Source organism: Microbacterium sp. 1.5R (assembly GCF_001889265.1).
Classification (GTDB): domain Bacteria; phylum Actinomycetota; class Actinomycetes; order Actinomycetales; family Microbacteriaceae; genus Microbacterium.
This window is the reverse complement of record NZ_CP018151.1, coordinates 3,530,249-3,544,010: the sequence shown is the minus strand read 5'-3', so window position 1 is coordinate 3,544,010 and position 13,762 is coordinate 3,530,249. Positions and strand designations below refer to the sequence as shown.

Below are 13,762 nucleotides of genomic sequence, written 5' to 3'. Positions count from 1 at the left end.
ACTCTATCGACTGCGCACAAACTCACAGCGCGCTCACAGTCCCGCGGGACCAAAACCGGCATCCTCCTGGTTCTCTTCTATGACGCTGCAGCCAGCCGCGTCGGACAAGGAGACAGACCATGTCGAACGAGTACAGCAAGACCCCCGAGGCCGTCAGCGACCTCACGCACCTGCAGTATGAGGTCACGCAGGAGGATGCGACCGAGCCGCCCTTCCGCAACGCGTACTGGAACACTCACGACGACGGCATCTACGTCGACGTCGTCTCGGGTCAGCCGCTCTTCGCGTCGACCGACAAGTTCGACAGCGGCACCGGATGGCCGAGCTTCACCAAGCCCATCGAGGCCGACGCCGTGACCACGCGCACCGACCGCACGCTGTGGATGAAGCGCACCGAGGCGCGTTCCAGCGGCGCGGACAGCCATCTCGGGCACGTCTTCGACGATGGACCCCGAGACGCAGGAGGACTCCGGTACTGCATGAACTCCGCCGCCCTGCGCTTCATCCCGGCTGACAGCCTGGAAGATGAGGGGTACGGTCGCTACCGTCACCTCTTCCCCACCCCCAACTCCGAGGAGAACTCATGACCGACACCGGAACAATCACCCGCACCCCCGGGACCGAGACCGCCGTGCTCGCCGGTGGCTGCTTCTGGGGCATGGAAGACCTCATCCGCCGCCAGCCCGGCGTGCTCGACACCCGTGTCGGCTACACCGGCGGCAGCAACGACCACGCGACCTACCGCAACCACCCGGGTCATGCCGAGGCTGTGGAGATCGTCTTCGATCCCACGAAGACGACGTACCGCGACATCCTCGCTTTCTTCTTCCAGATCCACGACCCGTCGACCAAGGATCGCCAGGGCAACGACATCGGCTCGAGCTACCGCTCGGCGATCTTCCCGCTCAGCCCCGAGCAGGAGGCCGTCGCGCGCGACACCATCGCCGACGTCGACGCCTCGGGTCTGTGGCCGGGCAAGGCCGTGACCACGATCGAGCCCGTCGGCCCGTTCTGGCAGGCCGAAGAGGAGCACCAGGACTACCTGATCAAGTACCCCAACGGCTACACCTGCCACTTCCCGCGTGCGGGATGGGTGCTGCCGAAGCGCGAAGAGAACGCGACGGTCTGACCGTCACCCCGAGAGCCCTTCGTCTCCCCGAGACGGAGGGCTCTTCTCGTGCCCGCGGTCAGTGCTCGGGCAGACGGCTGCCGCTCCGGCAATGAAGGAGATCTCGCGGATCGATGGAGCGGATGCGGAGAAGCATCCTTCGTTGCCTGAGATCTCCTCCGCTACGAGTGGGCAGGCGTGGCGCCCCGCGGTCAGCTCTCCGACAGGAAAGCGAGCGCGGCTTCCTTGAAAGCGCGCGATCCCGGTGCGTTGAAGTGGTTGCGATCGGGGATCTCGAAGAACTGTCCCTGCGGGGCAGCTGACGCCAGGGCGCGAGAGCCCTCGATGATGGCATCCTTCGACCCCGTCGCGAACAGGATCGGGCTCGCCGGCGCGTTCGACGGGTCGGGATCGATCGTCCGAGACGACCGCATCCCCTCGGCCAGCGCCACGAGTGCGCCGAGGTCGTTGCCGGGCACGCGCTCGGTCAGCGCGATGTAGTTCTGCGTCGTCGGATCCGCGACGGGCGTCCCGTCGGCGAGATACGCGCGCACCTGGTCGAGATCGAGCCGCGCGAGAGGGATGCCGTCCGGCACCCCTCCGAGCACGGCGCGGCCGATCCGGTGGGGCAGATCGCGCACGACCTCCCAGCCGACCCGGGCCCCGAGCGAGTATCCGACGTAGACGGCCTCGTCGACGAGATACATGTCCATGACCGTCTCGACGTCGGTCGCGAGAGTGCGGATGCCGTAGGCGTCGGCCTGGTGCGGCTTCTCGCTGAGCCCATGGCCCCGCTGATCGAGCGCGAGCACCCGATACCCCGCCTTCGTGAGCTCGCGCACCCACCCCGTGAGCACCCAGGTGTCGCGGGCGCTCGACGCGAACCCGTGCACGATCACCGCCACGGGAGCATCCACATCACCCCAGGTGTAGGTCGCGAGGCGAGTGCCATCGGCGGCGTGCACCTGCTGGGGTTCGGGCATCTGGGTCAGGTCGGAGAGAGGAACAGCCACGGCATCCATTGTGCTCCCCTGCGATGCCCGGAGACGCCGAGACCCACCGGCCCCGAACGGACGGTGGGTCTCGGTCCTCAGCGGAGGCGGCTCAGAAGCGAGCGCGCAGAGCGTCGCCCAGCGAGGCGTCGACGTTCGTCCAGTACTGGAAGAACCGCTCGCGGATCGCGTCGATCGTGATGCCCTGTCCCTGGCCGGTCAGCGTGTCGAGGAAGCGCGCGCGCTGCTCGTCGTCGAAGACCGTGCGGTAGAGCGTGCCCGCCTGACCGAAGTCGTCGTCGTCGAGGTGCAGGGTCGCGGCGGCGCGGATCAGCTCGCCGTCCGACTCCCAGCTCGCCTCGACACCGGCAGCGGGGTCAGCCGTGGGTCCGCCGGCGGGGCCGTAGGAGTTCGGCGTGTAGACGCGGTGCTCGGCCGGGTTGAACTTGTACTGCATCTGGCCTTCGTGCATGTAGTTGCGCACCTCGGCCGCGTGCGGCTGGTTGACCGGCAGCTGGTTGTAGTTCGCACCGATGCGGTAGCGCTGAGCATCCGAGTATGCGAACACGCGAGCCATGAGCATCTTGTCGGGCGAAATGCCCGTGCCGGGAACCTGGTTGCCGGGCGAGAAGGCGGCCTGCTCGATCTCGGCGAAGAAGTTCTGCGGGTTGCGGTCGAGCGTGAACGTGCCGACCTTGATGCGCGGGTAGTCCTTCTTCGACCAGGTCTTCGTCAGGTCGAACGGGTTGAAGCGATAGGTCTTGCCCTCTTCGTAGGGCATGACCTGCACGTAGACGTCCCACGAGGGGGCGTCGCCGCGAGCGATCGCGTCGAACAGGTCGCGACGGTAGTAGTCGGCATCCGATCCGGCGAGCTTCTCGGCCTCTTCGGCGCTCATCGCCTCGACGCCCTGCTTCGACAGGAAGTGGTACTGCACCCAGAAGCGCTCGCCGGCGGCGTTGACCCACTGGTAGGTGTGCGATCCGTAGCCGTTCATGTGGCGCCAGCTGCGCGGCAGGCCGCGGTCGCCCATGAGGTAGGTGACCTGGTGGGCGGACTCGGGGGAGAGGGTCCAGAAGTCCCACTGCATGTCGGCGTCGCGCAGACCCGAGTCGCCGAGACGCTTCTGCGAGTGGATGAAGTCGGGGAACTTCATGGCGTCGCGCAGGAAGAAGGTCGGAGTGTTGTTGCCGACGATGTCGAGGTTGCCCTCGGGCGTGTAGAAACGCAGCGCGAAACCGCGCACGTCGCGCCAGGTGTCGGGCGAACCCTGCTCGCCGGCGACCGACGAGAAACGCAGCAGCGTCTCGCTCTGAGCACCCGGCTGGAAGGCCGCGGCACGGGTGTAGGCCGACACGTCCTCGGTGACGGTGAACGTTCCGAAGGCTCCGCCGCCCTTGGCGTGGGGGTTGCGCTCCGGCACGCGCTCGCGGTTGAACGACGCGAGCTTCTCGACGAGGTAGCGATCGTGCAGAACGGTGGGGCCGTCAGCTCCGACGGTGAGCGAGTGCGCGTCGCTCGCGACGGGTGTGCCCGTCTGGGTGGTGGTCGATGGATCGGTCATGTTCTTCTCCTTCTGCACGCAGACACGACGATCATCCCGGGTGCCCGGGATCGGCGTCGGATGCTACTGCGCGGCGTTCTGGCAACTGGGGCACAGGCCCCAGAAGGTCACTTCGGCTGTCTGGACGGTGAATCCCCCCGCCGAAGACGGGGTGAGGCACGGCGCTTCGCCGACGACGCAGTCCACATCGCCGATCGCACCGCACTGGGTGCACACGATGTGGTGATGGTTGTCGTCGATGCGCCGCTCGTAGAGCGCCGCGGAGCCTGCCGGTTCGATCCGGCGGATGAGGCCCGCCGTCGTCAGGTCCGCGAGGATGTTGTGCACCGACTGGATCGACGTCGTCGGAAGCACGTCGGACACGGTGCGGAAGATCCGCTCCGCATCCGTGTGGGCCATGGATTCCAGTGCCTCGAGCACGGCGACGCGGCCCGCGGTCGCACGCAGCCCGGCACCGCGAAGTGCCGAGTCGAGTTCTGTCTCCATGGCCCCGACTCTACCGTTTATTTTGAGTAACTCAAAAGAATGGCGTGTCGGGCGCGGCGGTTGCATCATCCTGGCTCATCCGTAGCGTGGAGGCATGTTCAGGAAACGAGCGGCGACGATCGGACTGGTCCTGATGGCGGGCATCGCGCTCGCCGGATGCACGGGAGAGCCGTCGGGGTCGGCGACCGGATCGACGTCTCCCTCGCCATCTCCGAGCGGCTCCGCGTCGACGGCGACTCCGGATGCCGACTCCGACGAGGCGCAGCTTCCGCTGCCCGTGGACGAGATCGCCGAGTGGGCGCAGACGGCGGTACCGGGGTCGGACTCGCCCGGATACGTCTTCGGCTTCTCCGGATGGATGAGCGAGAACAGCTCGGCCAACGACGTCACCAGCTTCACATCGCTCGAACCGGGGACCTATCAGGCGCAGTTCGCATGCCGAGGCGAGGGGACGATCGTGCTCACCGTCAGTGAACTCGATGAGGGATCGCCGTCGGAGCCGATCGCGTGCACGAACGAGACGATCGCGTTCGACGTCACGAATGCCCGGACCGGGGTGAGGTTCGAGCTCGCTCTCGACGGCGCTCCCACGATCAATGCGATCTCGCTCGTCACCGTGCCGTGAGTTTCCAGCGCTCTCGTTCCGCTGCCGGGGTCAGGACTCCGACGGGGCGAGGGGCAACTCGAGGCCGTAGTTCCACGTCAGGATCGCCGGCTGCTCGCGATAGAAGCTCAGCACCGACACCGATCCGGCATCCAGCGTGATCTGCGCGCCGAAGCGCGGAGCGAGGCGCAGGTAGACGGCGGTGAGGATGCGGAGGAAGTGGCCGTGCGCGACGAGTGCCACATCGCCCTCGGTCAGCGCCGGCAGCACCCGTGTGAGCACGCGGGACGCGCGGGCGGCGACCTCCTCCACGGTCTCGCCCGGCGTCGCGCCCCGGATCACACCGTGGGTGAAGGCGCTCCAGTCGTAGCCGAGCTCCTCGCGGATGTCCTTCGTCGTGCGACCCTCGTATCCGCCGTAGTCCCACTCGACGAGCAGCGGATCGACCTCGGCGTGAAGCCCCGCGAGCTCGGCCGTGCGCCGAGAGCGCTCGAGGGGTGACGACAGGACGAGCGAGAAGTCGTAGTCGGCGACCAGCCTCCCGGCAGCGCGAGCGAGGTCTTCACCCCGCGCCGTGAGCGGGATGTCGGTGAGGCCGGTGTGGCGGCCGGCCTTCGACCACTCCGTCTCGCCGTGGCGCAGGAGGACGAGCTTTCCCGAGGGATTGTCGGGGGCGGGGCGATCGGGCAGCGGGTCGTACTCGGGAAGCGCAGGCACACCGCAACCGTAGTCCGCACGCGTGCCGACGGCACAGCCCCGCACCCTCACCGCGTGATGGTGAAACCTCCGCCGCGCACGCGAACCCTGCCGCCCTGCACAGCCTGGCCACGCTGCGACCCGTCGGCCTCGTAGGCTCGGCCCGATCCCGCAGCGAGGGGCGAGACCCGCTGATCGCGCCGAGCGCCGTTCGCGTACAGCACCGCGGAACCGGATGCCATGGCATACACGGCCGTGGACACCGCCGGCTGGATGACGAGAGCGTCGAGCCGCAGATCGTCGGTGCTCGTGCACCGGACGGTCACCGCATCGGCGGGAAGATCGCCACCGAGCAGCTGAGGAACGAGCATCCCGTCGGCCTCCGTGAGGCCGCGATCGCCCGTTCCTCCGGCAGGGGTTCGCGTGCTCCAGAGCCGCCTGCCACCGCGGAACACCTCCCACACCGCCTCTCCGGCATCCGCCTTCTGTCTCCAGACGAGACCGTGCAGGATGCCGCCGGCCTCTGTCACATCGAACTCGACCGACTCGCCCGCGGGAACCCGCACATACGCGGCTCCCGAGAGGTTGCCCTCGCCGATCCACGCGCCGCCCTCTGGCCGCACGACCTCGCAGCCCGCCGAGAGCCGAGCACCCTCGGCATCGATCACCCGAAGTCCCGAGAACGAGGACAGGCCGGTGATCGATGTCGCGATGCGTGCGATGTCGCGGTTCGCGTCGAGCAGCAGCATCGTGAGCAGCCCGTGGATCGTGGACTCAGCCCCCGAGTTGCGATTCACGCGCCCGTCGGTCTCCACGCCGTCGAACGTCACGCCGGTGGCCGGGTCGTACACCGGGACGCCTGCGGTGTTCGCCCCGAAGAACCACCCGGCGGCGAGCCCTGCGAGCACCCGCAGCCCCTCACCACCGACGGACGCCGCCTGCACTGCGCCCGCGACGCGGCCGTGTGCGCCGTACGCGATCTGCGCCTCCGCGGGCAGTGGCGCCCAGGCGTTGTGCGGTCCGCCCGAGGCGAGCACCTGCGGGGTGAACGTCCCCGCGTCCGCCACAGCCGTGGCGGTCCACTCTCGGCGGCGCAGCAGCGCACCCGCGCGAGCCAGTGCCTCCGGTGCGGCAGCGCCCCAGGCATGCCAGAAACCGAGAGATCCGGTCCACGGCAGAACGGCGCCGAACGGCCATCCCTTCGCCGGGTCGGTGGCCATCGCGGCCACCCCTTCTCCGTAGGTCTGCAGAGCCTGACGGCTGCGCGGATCTCCGGCCTCGGTCGCCGCAGCGAGCCCGAGCATGGCCTCGGCCGTCGCATCCGCGCCGCCGGCGATCAGCCAGGCGGGCAGATCCCGTCCGTCGCTGCGCACCCAGTGACCGGCACGCGACAGAGACTCGCGACCGAGCGCGTCGAGAGCGAGATGCAGCCGTGCGAGCAGGAACGCCGCGAACTCGGAATCCTCCCGCCGGAACGCCGCATAGCCCTCGCCGAATGCCCAGACCGAACGAGCGAGCCAGTAGGACTCGGCGGAGTCCGACGGGTCGGGCAGTTCGACGGGGATCGCACTGGGGTTCAGGGTGCCGTCCTCCTGCTGCCACAGCACCACCCGGCCGGCATTCGGCCCGCTCGTCGTCTGCAGGAACGCCAGCGACCTCAGCACATCGCGTGCCTCGTCGCGGGCCTGCGCGTCGCCGGTCGCCTTCCACGCGCGCAGGAACACGATCGCCGCTCGCGCGATGTCATCCGCGTTGTAGGCGCCCTGCGTCCAGTACCCGGTCACGGCGTCGCGAGTGCCGCCACCCACCGGACGGAATCCGCCCGCACCGTCGGTGTCGGCATAGGTCCACGGTGCGAGCACGCGGGGTGAGGCGTCGATGCCGAACGTGGTGTGCGTGGTACTCGCCACCACGGGAACCTCGGCGAGCAGGAAGCGCAGGTGTGCGAGGTTCGTGAGCCGCGCGCCTCCACCCGCGCCGATCGGTCGATATCCGAGCGGCAGTGCGGCGGGCGCCGAGGCGTGCGCTCCGGCAGGGTCGAGCGGAAGCAGCGCGAGTGCAGAGGTCGCGGCTGCGGCGGTCAGGAACGTGCGTCGGGAGATGGACATGCTCTCATTCCTCGTTCGCGTCTCTCAGTGCCCGGCCCCACGGCTGCGCGGGATCGTGGATGGCGACGGCCAGCGTCGTGTCGGACTGCCCGTAGTAGGCGAACCACTTGCCTCGGAACTTCACGAGTCCTTCGACGAACGTGACGTTCGACACCAGGCCGTTCATGTCCTCGAATGTCTGCGGCCTCAGCCATGGCTCCTGCAGGCGGGCGATCACCTTCGTCGGCTCGTCGGGGTCGATCGCGATCTGCCCGCACCGGTAGTCGACGTCGACCGATCCGTCGTCATGCACGACCCTCGTCGCGCCGTTCGTGAGGAACACCAGCAGTCCGTTGTCGGCGAGCACGGGCGAGGTGCCGATCTCGACGAGCGCTTCGTCCCAGGTGCCCGGGGTCGGCGAGTACATCGGGTCGGTGTCGGCCGTGCCCGGCGTCCAGTGGATGAGGTCGTCGCTGGTCGCCCAGTAGATCGCCCCCTCGCCGAAGTACATCCACCATTTGCCGTGCATCTTCTGCGGCACGATCACGCCGGCCTTCGACCAGTTGAACCCACGCGGATCCATGGTCTTGAACGTGTCGAAGTCGTCGAACAGCGGGCCGTGCTTGGTCCAGGTGCGCAGGTCGGTCGAGGTGGCGAGGCAGAGCTGGGCGCTGCGTCGGTCCCATCCCGTGTAGGTCAGATAGTAGGTGCCGTCGATCAGCGCGATGCGCGGGTCCTCGCATCCGAAGCGCTCGTAGTCCTCTGAGGGGGAGAGGATCGGCGCGTCCTCGCGGGTGAAGTTCACGCCGTCGCTCGATCGCGCGATGCCGATGTGCGAGACGATGTCGTCGGCGTGCGCCCGATAGAGCAGCACGACCTCGTCGCCGTCGACGATCGCGGCCGGGTTGTAGAGATTGGCCGACTCCCAGCTGTCGCCTTTCGGTCGAAGGATGGGATTGGCCTCGTAGGGGACGAAGGGGCCCAGGGGGAAGGTTGCTCCGGTGAACATGGGGTGCCTTTCTGGCTAGCCTTTGACGGCGGCGCCGAGGTCGGTGGCTCGGAAGAACCGCTGGAAGACGATGAACAGGATGACGACGGGGAACGCGAGCGCCGTGGCGCCGGCGAGGATGGCCCCGTTGGGATTCGCCGTCGACTGCGCGACGTTGGAAATGTAGTTGGCGAGCGATACGGCGAGCGGCTGCAGCGACGCGTCCTTCGTGATGAGGAACGGCCAGAGGAACTCGTTCCAGGGGCCGATGAACGTGACCAGCACCACCGTGACGAGTACCGGCTTGATCAGCGGGATCGCGACGGACGTCAGCAGCCGGATCTCGCCGGCTCCGTCGATGCGCGCCGCCTCGAAGATCTCGACGGGCAGCGCCTTGAAGAACTGCACGAAGATGAACACCGCGGTCGTGTTGATGAGGAACGGCAGGATCATGCCCATGTATGAATCGCCGAGCCCGTAATTGCGGGTGATCTGCACGTAGAGCGGGATCATCAGCAGCTGGAACGGCACCATCTGCACGAGCAGCATGAGCACCCAGATGACGCCACGGCCGCGGAAGTCGAGCCTCGCGATCGCATATCCGGCGAGCAGCCCGAACACCACGGTGCCCAGCAGCACACCCGCCGTGAAGATCAGCGAGTTGAGCAGGGAGCCCGCGAGGTCGATGCGGGAGTCGATCGCGAGGAAGTTGTCGACCGTCCACCCGCTCGTCGGGAAGAGCTCGCTGGGCGAGTTCGTCGGATTCTCCTGGAAGGCCCCGACCAGCATGAAGTAGAACGGGAAGGCGAAGCCGATGGCCGCGACCGTGAGCAGGATCAGGCTCAGGATGCGGGGCAGCGAACGCGTGCGTCTCATGGTCATCGCTCCCTGGTCGCGCGGTTGGCGGCGAGTGACAGCATCCCGACCAGGATCACGAGGATCATGCCGATCGCTGCCGCGGTGTCGGGGTTCTGCTGCTGGATGCCCAGCTGGTAGATCAGCAGCACGGGGGTCGACGAGGCGCCGTCGGGGCCACCGCCGTTGGTCAACAGGTAGGGCTCGGTGAAGAGGTTGGCTCCGGTGATGATCGACAGGATCAGCACGAGCGTGGTGGCGCTACGGACGCCGGGAACCGTGACGTTCCAGAATCGGGAGAATGCTCCCGCGCCGTCGGTCTCGGCCGATTCGTAGAGCTCCTTCGGCACGTTCTGCAGCGCCGCGAGATACAGCAGGATGTAGAAGCCCAGCTGCTTCCACGTGACGTAGAGCGCGATCATCGGCATCGCCAGCCCGCTGTTCACGAGCCACGACGGATCGGGGGCGAGCGGGCCGAGGATCGTGTTGATCAGACCGTTGCCCGAGAAGAGCAGCATCCACACGCCGACGAGCGAGACACTGGCCGTCAGATACGGCACGTAGAACGCCACGCGGTAGGCGGCGACCCAGCGGATGCCGGTGTTCAGCGCCGCGGCCAGCACGAGCGAGAGCACGGCGGTGAGCGGCACGTTGATGACGAGGAAGATCAGGGTGTTGCGGAACGAACCGAGCACTCTCGGGTCGGTGAGCACGGTCACGAAGTTGTCGAAGCCCACGAACGGTCGCTCGACCTCGACGTTGGGGGCGGTGAAGAAGTAGTCGTGGAAGGCGATGTAGACCGCGAATCCCAGCGGGAACGCGAAGATCGCCAGCACGAAGACCAGATACGGCAGCGCGAACAGGCCGCCGATCGGCTGCGCACCCAGCAGTCGGGTGCGCAACCGTGCCCTCGGTGGCCGGCCCGCGGACTGGGCCGGGGCTGCAGTGCCCCCGGCCACGTCCGCGACGGCGTCGTCTCGGAGCGTCATCGCAGACTCATCACTCGGCGACGAGGTCGTCGATCTTCGTCGTGGCGTTCTTCAGGAAGTCGTCGATCGACTCCTTGCCGAAGATCACGGCGGCGGAGTACTCGTCGCGGAACGCCTGCCAGGCCTCCACGGAGTTCGGGATGCTGGGCACATCGGCCGTCGCCTCGGCCTGCTCGGCGAACGCGACGTAGTTCGGGTTCGCATCGAAGTAGTCGGCGTAGGTCTCCGTGAGGTCGGTGCGCATCGGCATCTGACCGGTGGCCTCGAGCAGCTGTCCGTCGCTGTCGACGCTCGTCGAGAACTTCAGGAACTCCCACGCGGTGCCCTGGTTCTCGCACGCGGTGAACATGGAGACGCTCTTCGAGTCGGCGAAGGTCGTCGGGTTCTCGCGGCCGTCGCTGGTCGGGACCGGCATGAACCCGACGTCGACGGTCTCGGCGTACGAGGGGATCGCCCACGGACCGGCGAGCTGCATGGCGGTGGTGCCGGCGGACATCGCATCGTCGGTCGACGCCTCGTTCGGCGAGAGCTTCTCGTCATAGAACGTCTTCCAGAATTCGGCGACCTCGCGGCCGGCATCCGAGTCGACCGTCGCCTTGCCGTCTTCGACGAGCATGGTGCCGTCGGTCTCGGCGAGGTAGAGCGGGTAGAAGTCGAACCAGGGCTGGTAGAACTCGCTCGTCGGAGCCGGCCAGATGGCGCTCTGCACACCGGAGGCGACGATCGCCTTGGACCCCTCGAGGAACGCGTCGTACGTGTTCATCTGCGGGTCCTCGGGATCGATGCCCGCGGCCTGGAACAGCGCCTTGTTGTACATGACCATGACGGGGTTCGACTTCCAGGGCAGCTGGTAGAAGCTGCCGTCGGTCGCATACGAGTCGACCTCTCCTCCGCGCTCGGTGATGTAGTCGCTGCCGCCCTCCATGGTGCTGAGGTCGACGAGTCCGCCCTGCTTGACCCAGCCCGAGACGGCGGCCGGGGCCACGTTGTAGACGAGGCAGGGTGCGGTGCCGGCGGTGATCGCGGCGGTGATGGCCTCTTCCGACGACGAGCCCGCGGGGATCTCCTGGGCGTTGACCTTCTCGTCGGGGTGCTCGGCGTTCCAGGCGTCGACGACGGCGGTGCCCCAGGCGACCTCCTGCTCGTTGTTCGACAGCCAGATGTCGATGGAGCCGGTGCCGTCGGCCGAGGCGTCGCCGCCCCCGCCTCCTGACGAGCATCCGGTGGCGACCAGTGCGACGGCTCCCAAGAGCGCTGCTGCGCGGATCTTCTTCTTCATGTTGTCCTCCTTGACGCGATGGTTCGGGTGATCGTCTAGCGGGTGGTGCTCTCCCGGAAGTGCACGACGTTGCAGTCGACGACCTCGGTGCGCGGTTCGGCGCCGAGGATGTCGGCCTGCAGCAGGCGGGCTGCCGCGCGGCCACGTGCGGCAGGACCCGACGAGACGCTCGTGAGCGCAGGGGAGAGGTGGGCCGAGAGGTGGTCGTCATCGAAGCCGGCGATCGCGAGATCGCGGGGGATGCTGAGTCCGCTCGAGCGGGCGTACGACAACCCGGCGATCGCCATCGTGTCGTTGGAGTAGAGGATCGCGGTCGGTCGCTCGGGAAGCGCGAGCAGCTCGGTGGTGCGCTCACGACCGCTGGATGCCGTGAAGTCGCCCTCGCGCAGCAGTGCGTCTCCGCCCACGGCGTCGATGTAGGCATCCGCCCGCACCCGCGAGTGCACGTAGTCGAGAGGGCCGGCCACGTGCGCGATGCGCTCATGCCCCTCGGCGCGCAGGTGGGCGATGATCTCGCGCACCGGGGCGTCGTCATCGGTGCGTACGCACGAGAAGCGGGTCGGCTGCTCGTAGGCGCCGACCAGCACGGCCGGCAGGCCGAGTTCTTCGAGCAGCGGCACGCGCCAGTCGTCGTTCCGAAGATCGAGGAGCAGGGCGCCGTCGGCCCGCCCGTGGCTGAGCGAGCGATAGGCGCGTTCCTCTGCCGCCCGATCGGGAACCACCTGCAGGATCAGGGCGGTCTCGGTCTCGGCCAGCACGGACTCGACGCCGGCGATGAACGCGGGGAAGAACGAGTCGTTCGCGATGACCTCGGGGTCGCGGGCCAGCACGACGGCGAGGGCGTTGGCCTTCTGGGTGGCCAGCGCGCGGGCGCTCTGGCTCGGCACCCAGTTCAGCTTCTCCGCGGCGGCGAGCACTTTCGCCCTGGTGTCGTCGGAGATGGGGCGCTTGCCGCTCATCGCGTGAGAGACGGTGGCCTTGGTGACTCCCGCCTCGCGGGCGACGTCGGCGATCGTCGTGCGGCTCATGCCACCTCCTCGTGGAACATCGGGCTGATCGTCCGCATCTTCGCCAGGCGTCGGTTTAACCGGTTTGACAGTGCGGGTGCAGCGAGTGTAAACCGGTTTGACGACGCCCGTCAAGAGGGCCGGACGGATGCCGACAGGGCGCGACCAGGGTCAGACGAAGGTGACGGTCTGCTGCAGTCGGGTGCGGACGTCGAACAGTTCGTTGCCGCCGATCGCTCGTGCGCCGGGCACTCCCTGGCGCAGCACCATCGCCAGGGCGCTGCGCCGCACGACCACGACGGGCACCCCGCGACTGCTGCCCAGAGGCGTGACGGCCTGTGCCAGGTCGTCGTCGGGGAGCACCATGATCAGACCGCCGAACTTCACCTTGGCGGCCTTCGCGACGGTGCGCATGCGGCCGAGCGCCGCGGTGACGGGCGCGCGTGTGCCGAGGCTCGGGCCGGTGATCTCGCCGCGGCGGAATCCGACGACGCCGCCGAAGTCCTCCGACATCACGCCGTAGAGACCCGACGGACTGAGCACGACGTGGTCGAGCTTGTCGTCGGGGTCGGCGCCGGTCGCGACGTCGTGCCAGACCGTGAATCCCATTCCGAGGGCGCTGACGGTGCGGGCCGTCGCCTCTTCCGCGAGGGCATCGGCGAGCAGCCGTCGCAGGTCTCGCGGTGCTGATCGCACGAGCGCCGGGTCGTAGGGATCGGGCACCTCGACGCCACGGCCGGCCCACTCGCGGATGAGTGAGAGGTAGCGCTCTCGACGCCATCCGCCGGGGTGGCCGTACGACCGCGCCCGGGGACGCGTGTCGGTGCGGGTCGCCGACTGCGGCCGCCAGCCGTTCCACTCCGGTTCGGCGGGGATGCCGGGGTGGGCGCCGGAGCGACGGTCATAGGCGGCGCGGCCCTCGGGCGTGCCGACGAGTTCCCACGCGCGCTGCACCTGGATGAACACGGCCGCGTCCCCTCCGGTGTCGGGGTGGGTCTGGCGCAGTCGCAGACGATAGGCGCGCCGCAGCTCGCCGTCGTCGACGGTGGGGTCCACCCCGAGGATCTCGTAGGCGGAAGCCGAGAGCGGGCTGTCGAACATCGCTCT

General features: G+C 68.3%; 14 protein-coding genes. 3 read left to right on the top strand and 11 right to left on the bottom strand.

Going from position 1 to position 13,762, the window contains the following annotated elements; genetic code table 11:
• The first annotated feature begins 119 nt into the window (after positions 1-119).
• Positions 120-587 carry a peptide-methionine (R)-S-oxide reductase MsrB gene (msrB, locus tag BMW26_RS16995; protein ID WP_053098177.1) on the top strand — a complete coding sequence of 156 codons (468 nt, stop codon included), beginning with the start codon at positions 120-122 and terminating at the stop codon, positions 585-587.
• Entirely contained in the window at positions 584-1,129 is a 546-nt protein-coding gene (msrA, locus tag BMW26_RS16990; RefSeq protein WP_053098176.1) for a peptide-methionine (S)-S-oxide reductase MsrA, read from the top strand. Before msrB ends, msrA begins: the two co-directional genes overlap by 4 nt.
• 191 nt (positions 1,130-1,320) lie before the next feature.
• On the opposite strand, the gene BMW26_RS16985 is transcribed toward msrA, so the two are convergent.
• The 3 genes from BMW26_RS16985 to BMW26_RS16975 all read right to left on the bottom strand — a co-directional run bounded on the left by BMW26_RS16985 (position 1,321) and on the right by BMW26_RS16975 (position 4,150).
• A complete protein-coding gene (locus BMW26_RS16985) occupies positions 1,321-2,130 on the bottom strand; it encodes an alpha/beta fold hydrolase (RefSeq protein ID WP_072592122.1) in 810 nt (269 codons plus the stop codon).
• An 82-nt stretch (positions 2,131-2,212) separates the two neighbouring features.
• Complete coding sequence (locus BMW26_RS16980; RefSeq protein WP_053098174.1) at positions 2,213-3,664, bottom strand: catalase; 1,452 nt, start codon at positions 3,662-3,664, stop codon at positions 2,213-2,215.
• Positions 3,665-3,727: 63 nt separating this feature from the next.
• Positions 3,728-4,150 carry a Fur family transcriptional regulator gene (locus BMW26_RS16975; RefSeq protein WP_053098173.1) on the bottom strand — a complete coding sequence of 141 codons (423 nt, stop codon included), beginning with the start codon at positions 4,148-4,150 and terminating at the stop codon, positions 3,728-3,730.
• Positions 4,151-4,244: 94 nt separating this feature from the next.
• Here BMW26_RS16975 and BMW26_RS16970 point away from each other — a divergent pair, with 94 nt between their 5' ends.
• Positions 4,245-4,775: a hypothetical protein gene (locus tag BMW26_RS16970; protein ID WP_072592121.1), complete on the top strand. Its 531-nt coding sequence runs from the start codon at positions 4,245-4,247 to the stop codon at positions 4,773-4,775.
• Between the two features lie 30 nt (positions 4,776-4,805).
• Here the strand turns inward: BMW26_RS16970 and BMW26_RS16965 are convergent, their stop codons facing one another.
• From BMW26_RS16965 to BMW26_RS16930, 8 genes are all read right to left on the bottom strand, one after another.
• Positions 4,806-5,471 carry a histidine phosphatase family protein gene (locus BMW26_RS16965; RefSeq protein WP_083569474.1) on the bottom strand — a complete coding sequence of 222 codons (666 nt, stop codon included), beginning with the start codon at positions 5,469-5,471 and terminating at the stop codon, positions 4,806-4,808.
• Positions 5,472-5,518: 47 nt separating this feature from the next.
• Positions 5,519-7,558, bottom strand: coding sequence for a hypothetical protein (locus BMW26_RS16960; RefSeq protein WP_072592120.1), 2,040 nt, complete (start codon positions 7,556-7,558; stop codon positions 5,519-5,521).
• A 4-nt stretch (positions 7,559-7,562) separates the two neighbouring features.
• Positions 7,563-8,546 carry a glycoside hydrolase family 130 protein gene (locus BMW26_RS16955; protein ID WP_072592119.1) on the bottom strand — a complete coding sequence of 328 codons (984 nt, stop codon included), beginning with the start codon at positions 8,544-8,546 and terminating at the stop codon, positions 7,563-7,565.
• Between the two features lie 15 nt (positions 8,547-8,561).
• Positions 8,562-9,401 (bottom strand): carbohydrate ABC transporter permease, encoded by an 840-nt coding sequence (locus BMW26_RS16950; RefSeq protein WP_053098169.1) that lies wholly within the window; start codon positions 9,399-9,401, stop codon positions 8,562-8,564.
• A gap of 2 nt (positions 9,402-9,403) precedes the next feature.
• Positions 9,404-10,369 carry a carbohydrate ABC transporter permease gene (locus BMW26_RS16945; RefSeq protein ID WP_072592118.1) on the bottom strand — a complete coding sequence of 322 codons (966 nt, stop codon included), beginning with the start codon at positions 10,367-10,369 and terminating at the stop codon, positions 9,404-9,406.
• Between the two features lie 10 nt (positions 10,370-10,379).
• Complete coding sequence (locus BMW26_RS16940) at positions 10,380-11,648, bottom strand: extracellular solute-binding protein (RefSeq protein ID WP_072592117.1); 1,269 nt, start codon at positions 11,646-11,648, stop codon at positions 10,380-10,382.
• A gap of 35 nt (positions 11,649-11,683) precedes the next feature.
• Positions 11,684-12,676: a LacI family DNA-binding transcriptional regulator gene (locus BMW26_RS16935; protein ID WP_053098166.1), complete on the bottom strand. Its 993-nt coding sequence runs from the start codon at positions 12,674-12,676 to the stop codon at positions 11,684-11,686.
• 150 nt (positions 12,677-12,826) lie between these two features.
• Entirely contained in the window at positions 12,827-13,756 is a 930-nt protein-coding gene (locus BMW26_RS16930) for a J domain-containing protein (protein WP_053098165.1), read from the bottom strand.
• Positions 13,757-13,762 lie beyond the last annotated feature (6 nt).

Coding starts and splice junctions, on each gene's coding strand:
- BMW26_RS16940 (WP_072592117.1), bottom strand. CDS start 11,648: ATGAAGAAGAAGATCCGCGCAGCAGCGCTCTTGGGAGCCGTCGCACTG.
- BMW26_RS16975 (WP_053098173.1), bottom strand. CDS start 4,150: ATGGAGACAGAACTCGACTCGGCACTTCGCGGTGCCGGGCTGCGTGCG.
- BMW26_RS16980 (WP_053098174.1), bottom strand. CDS start 3,664: ATGACCGATCCATCGACCACCACCCAGACGGGCACACCCGTCGCGAGC.
- BMW26_RS16960 (WP_072592120.1), bottom strand. CDS start 7,558: ATGTCCATCTCCCGACGCACGTTCCTGACCGCCGCAGCCGCGACCTCT.
- BMW26_RS16945 (WP_072592118.1), bottom strand. CDS start 10,369: ATGACGCTCCGAGACGACGCCGTCGCGGACGTGGCCGGGGGCACTGCA.
- BMW26_RS16930 (WP_053098165.1), bottom strand. CDS start 13,756: ATGTTCGACAGCCCGCTCTCGGCTTCCGCCTACGAGATCCTCGGGGTG.
- msrB (WP_053098177.1), top strand. CDS start 120: ATGTCGAACGAGTACAGCAAGACCCCCGAGGCCGTCAGCGACCTCACG.
- BMW26_RS16985 (WP_072592122.1), bottom strand. CDS start 2,130: ATGGATGCCGTGGCTGTTCCTCTCTCCGACCTGACCCAGATGCCCGAA.
- BMW26_RS16955 (WP_072592119.1), bottom strand. CDS start 8,546: ATGTTCACCGGAGCAACCTTCCCCCTGGGCCCCTTCGTCCCCTACGAG.
- msrA (WP_053098176.1), top strand. CDS start 584: ATGACCGACACCGGAACAATCACCCGCACCCCCGGGACCGAGACCGCC.
- BMW26_RS16970 (WP_072592121.1), top strand. CDS start 4,245: ATGTTCAGGAAACGAGCGGCGACGATCGGACTGGTCCTGATGGCGGGC.
- BMW26_RS16950 (WP_053098169.1), bottom strand. CDS start 9,401: ATGAGACGCACGCGTTCGCTGCCCCGCATCCTGAGCCTGATCCTGCTC.
- BMW26_RS16935 (WP_053098166.1), bottom strand. CDS start 12,676: ATGAGCCGCACGACGATCGCCGACGTCGCCCGCGAGGCGGGAGTCACC.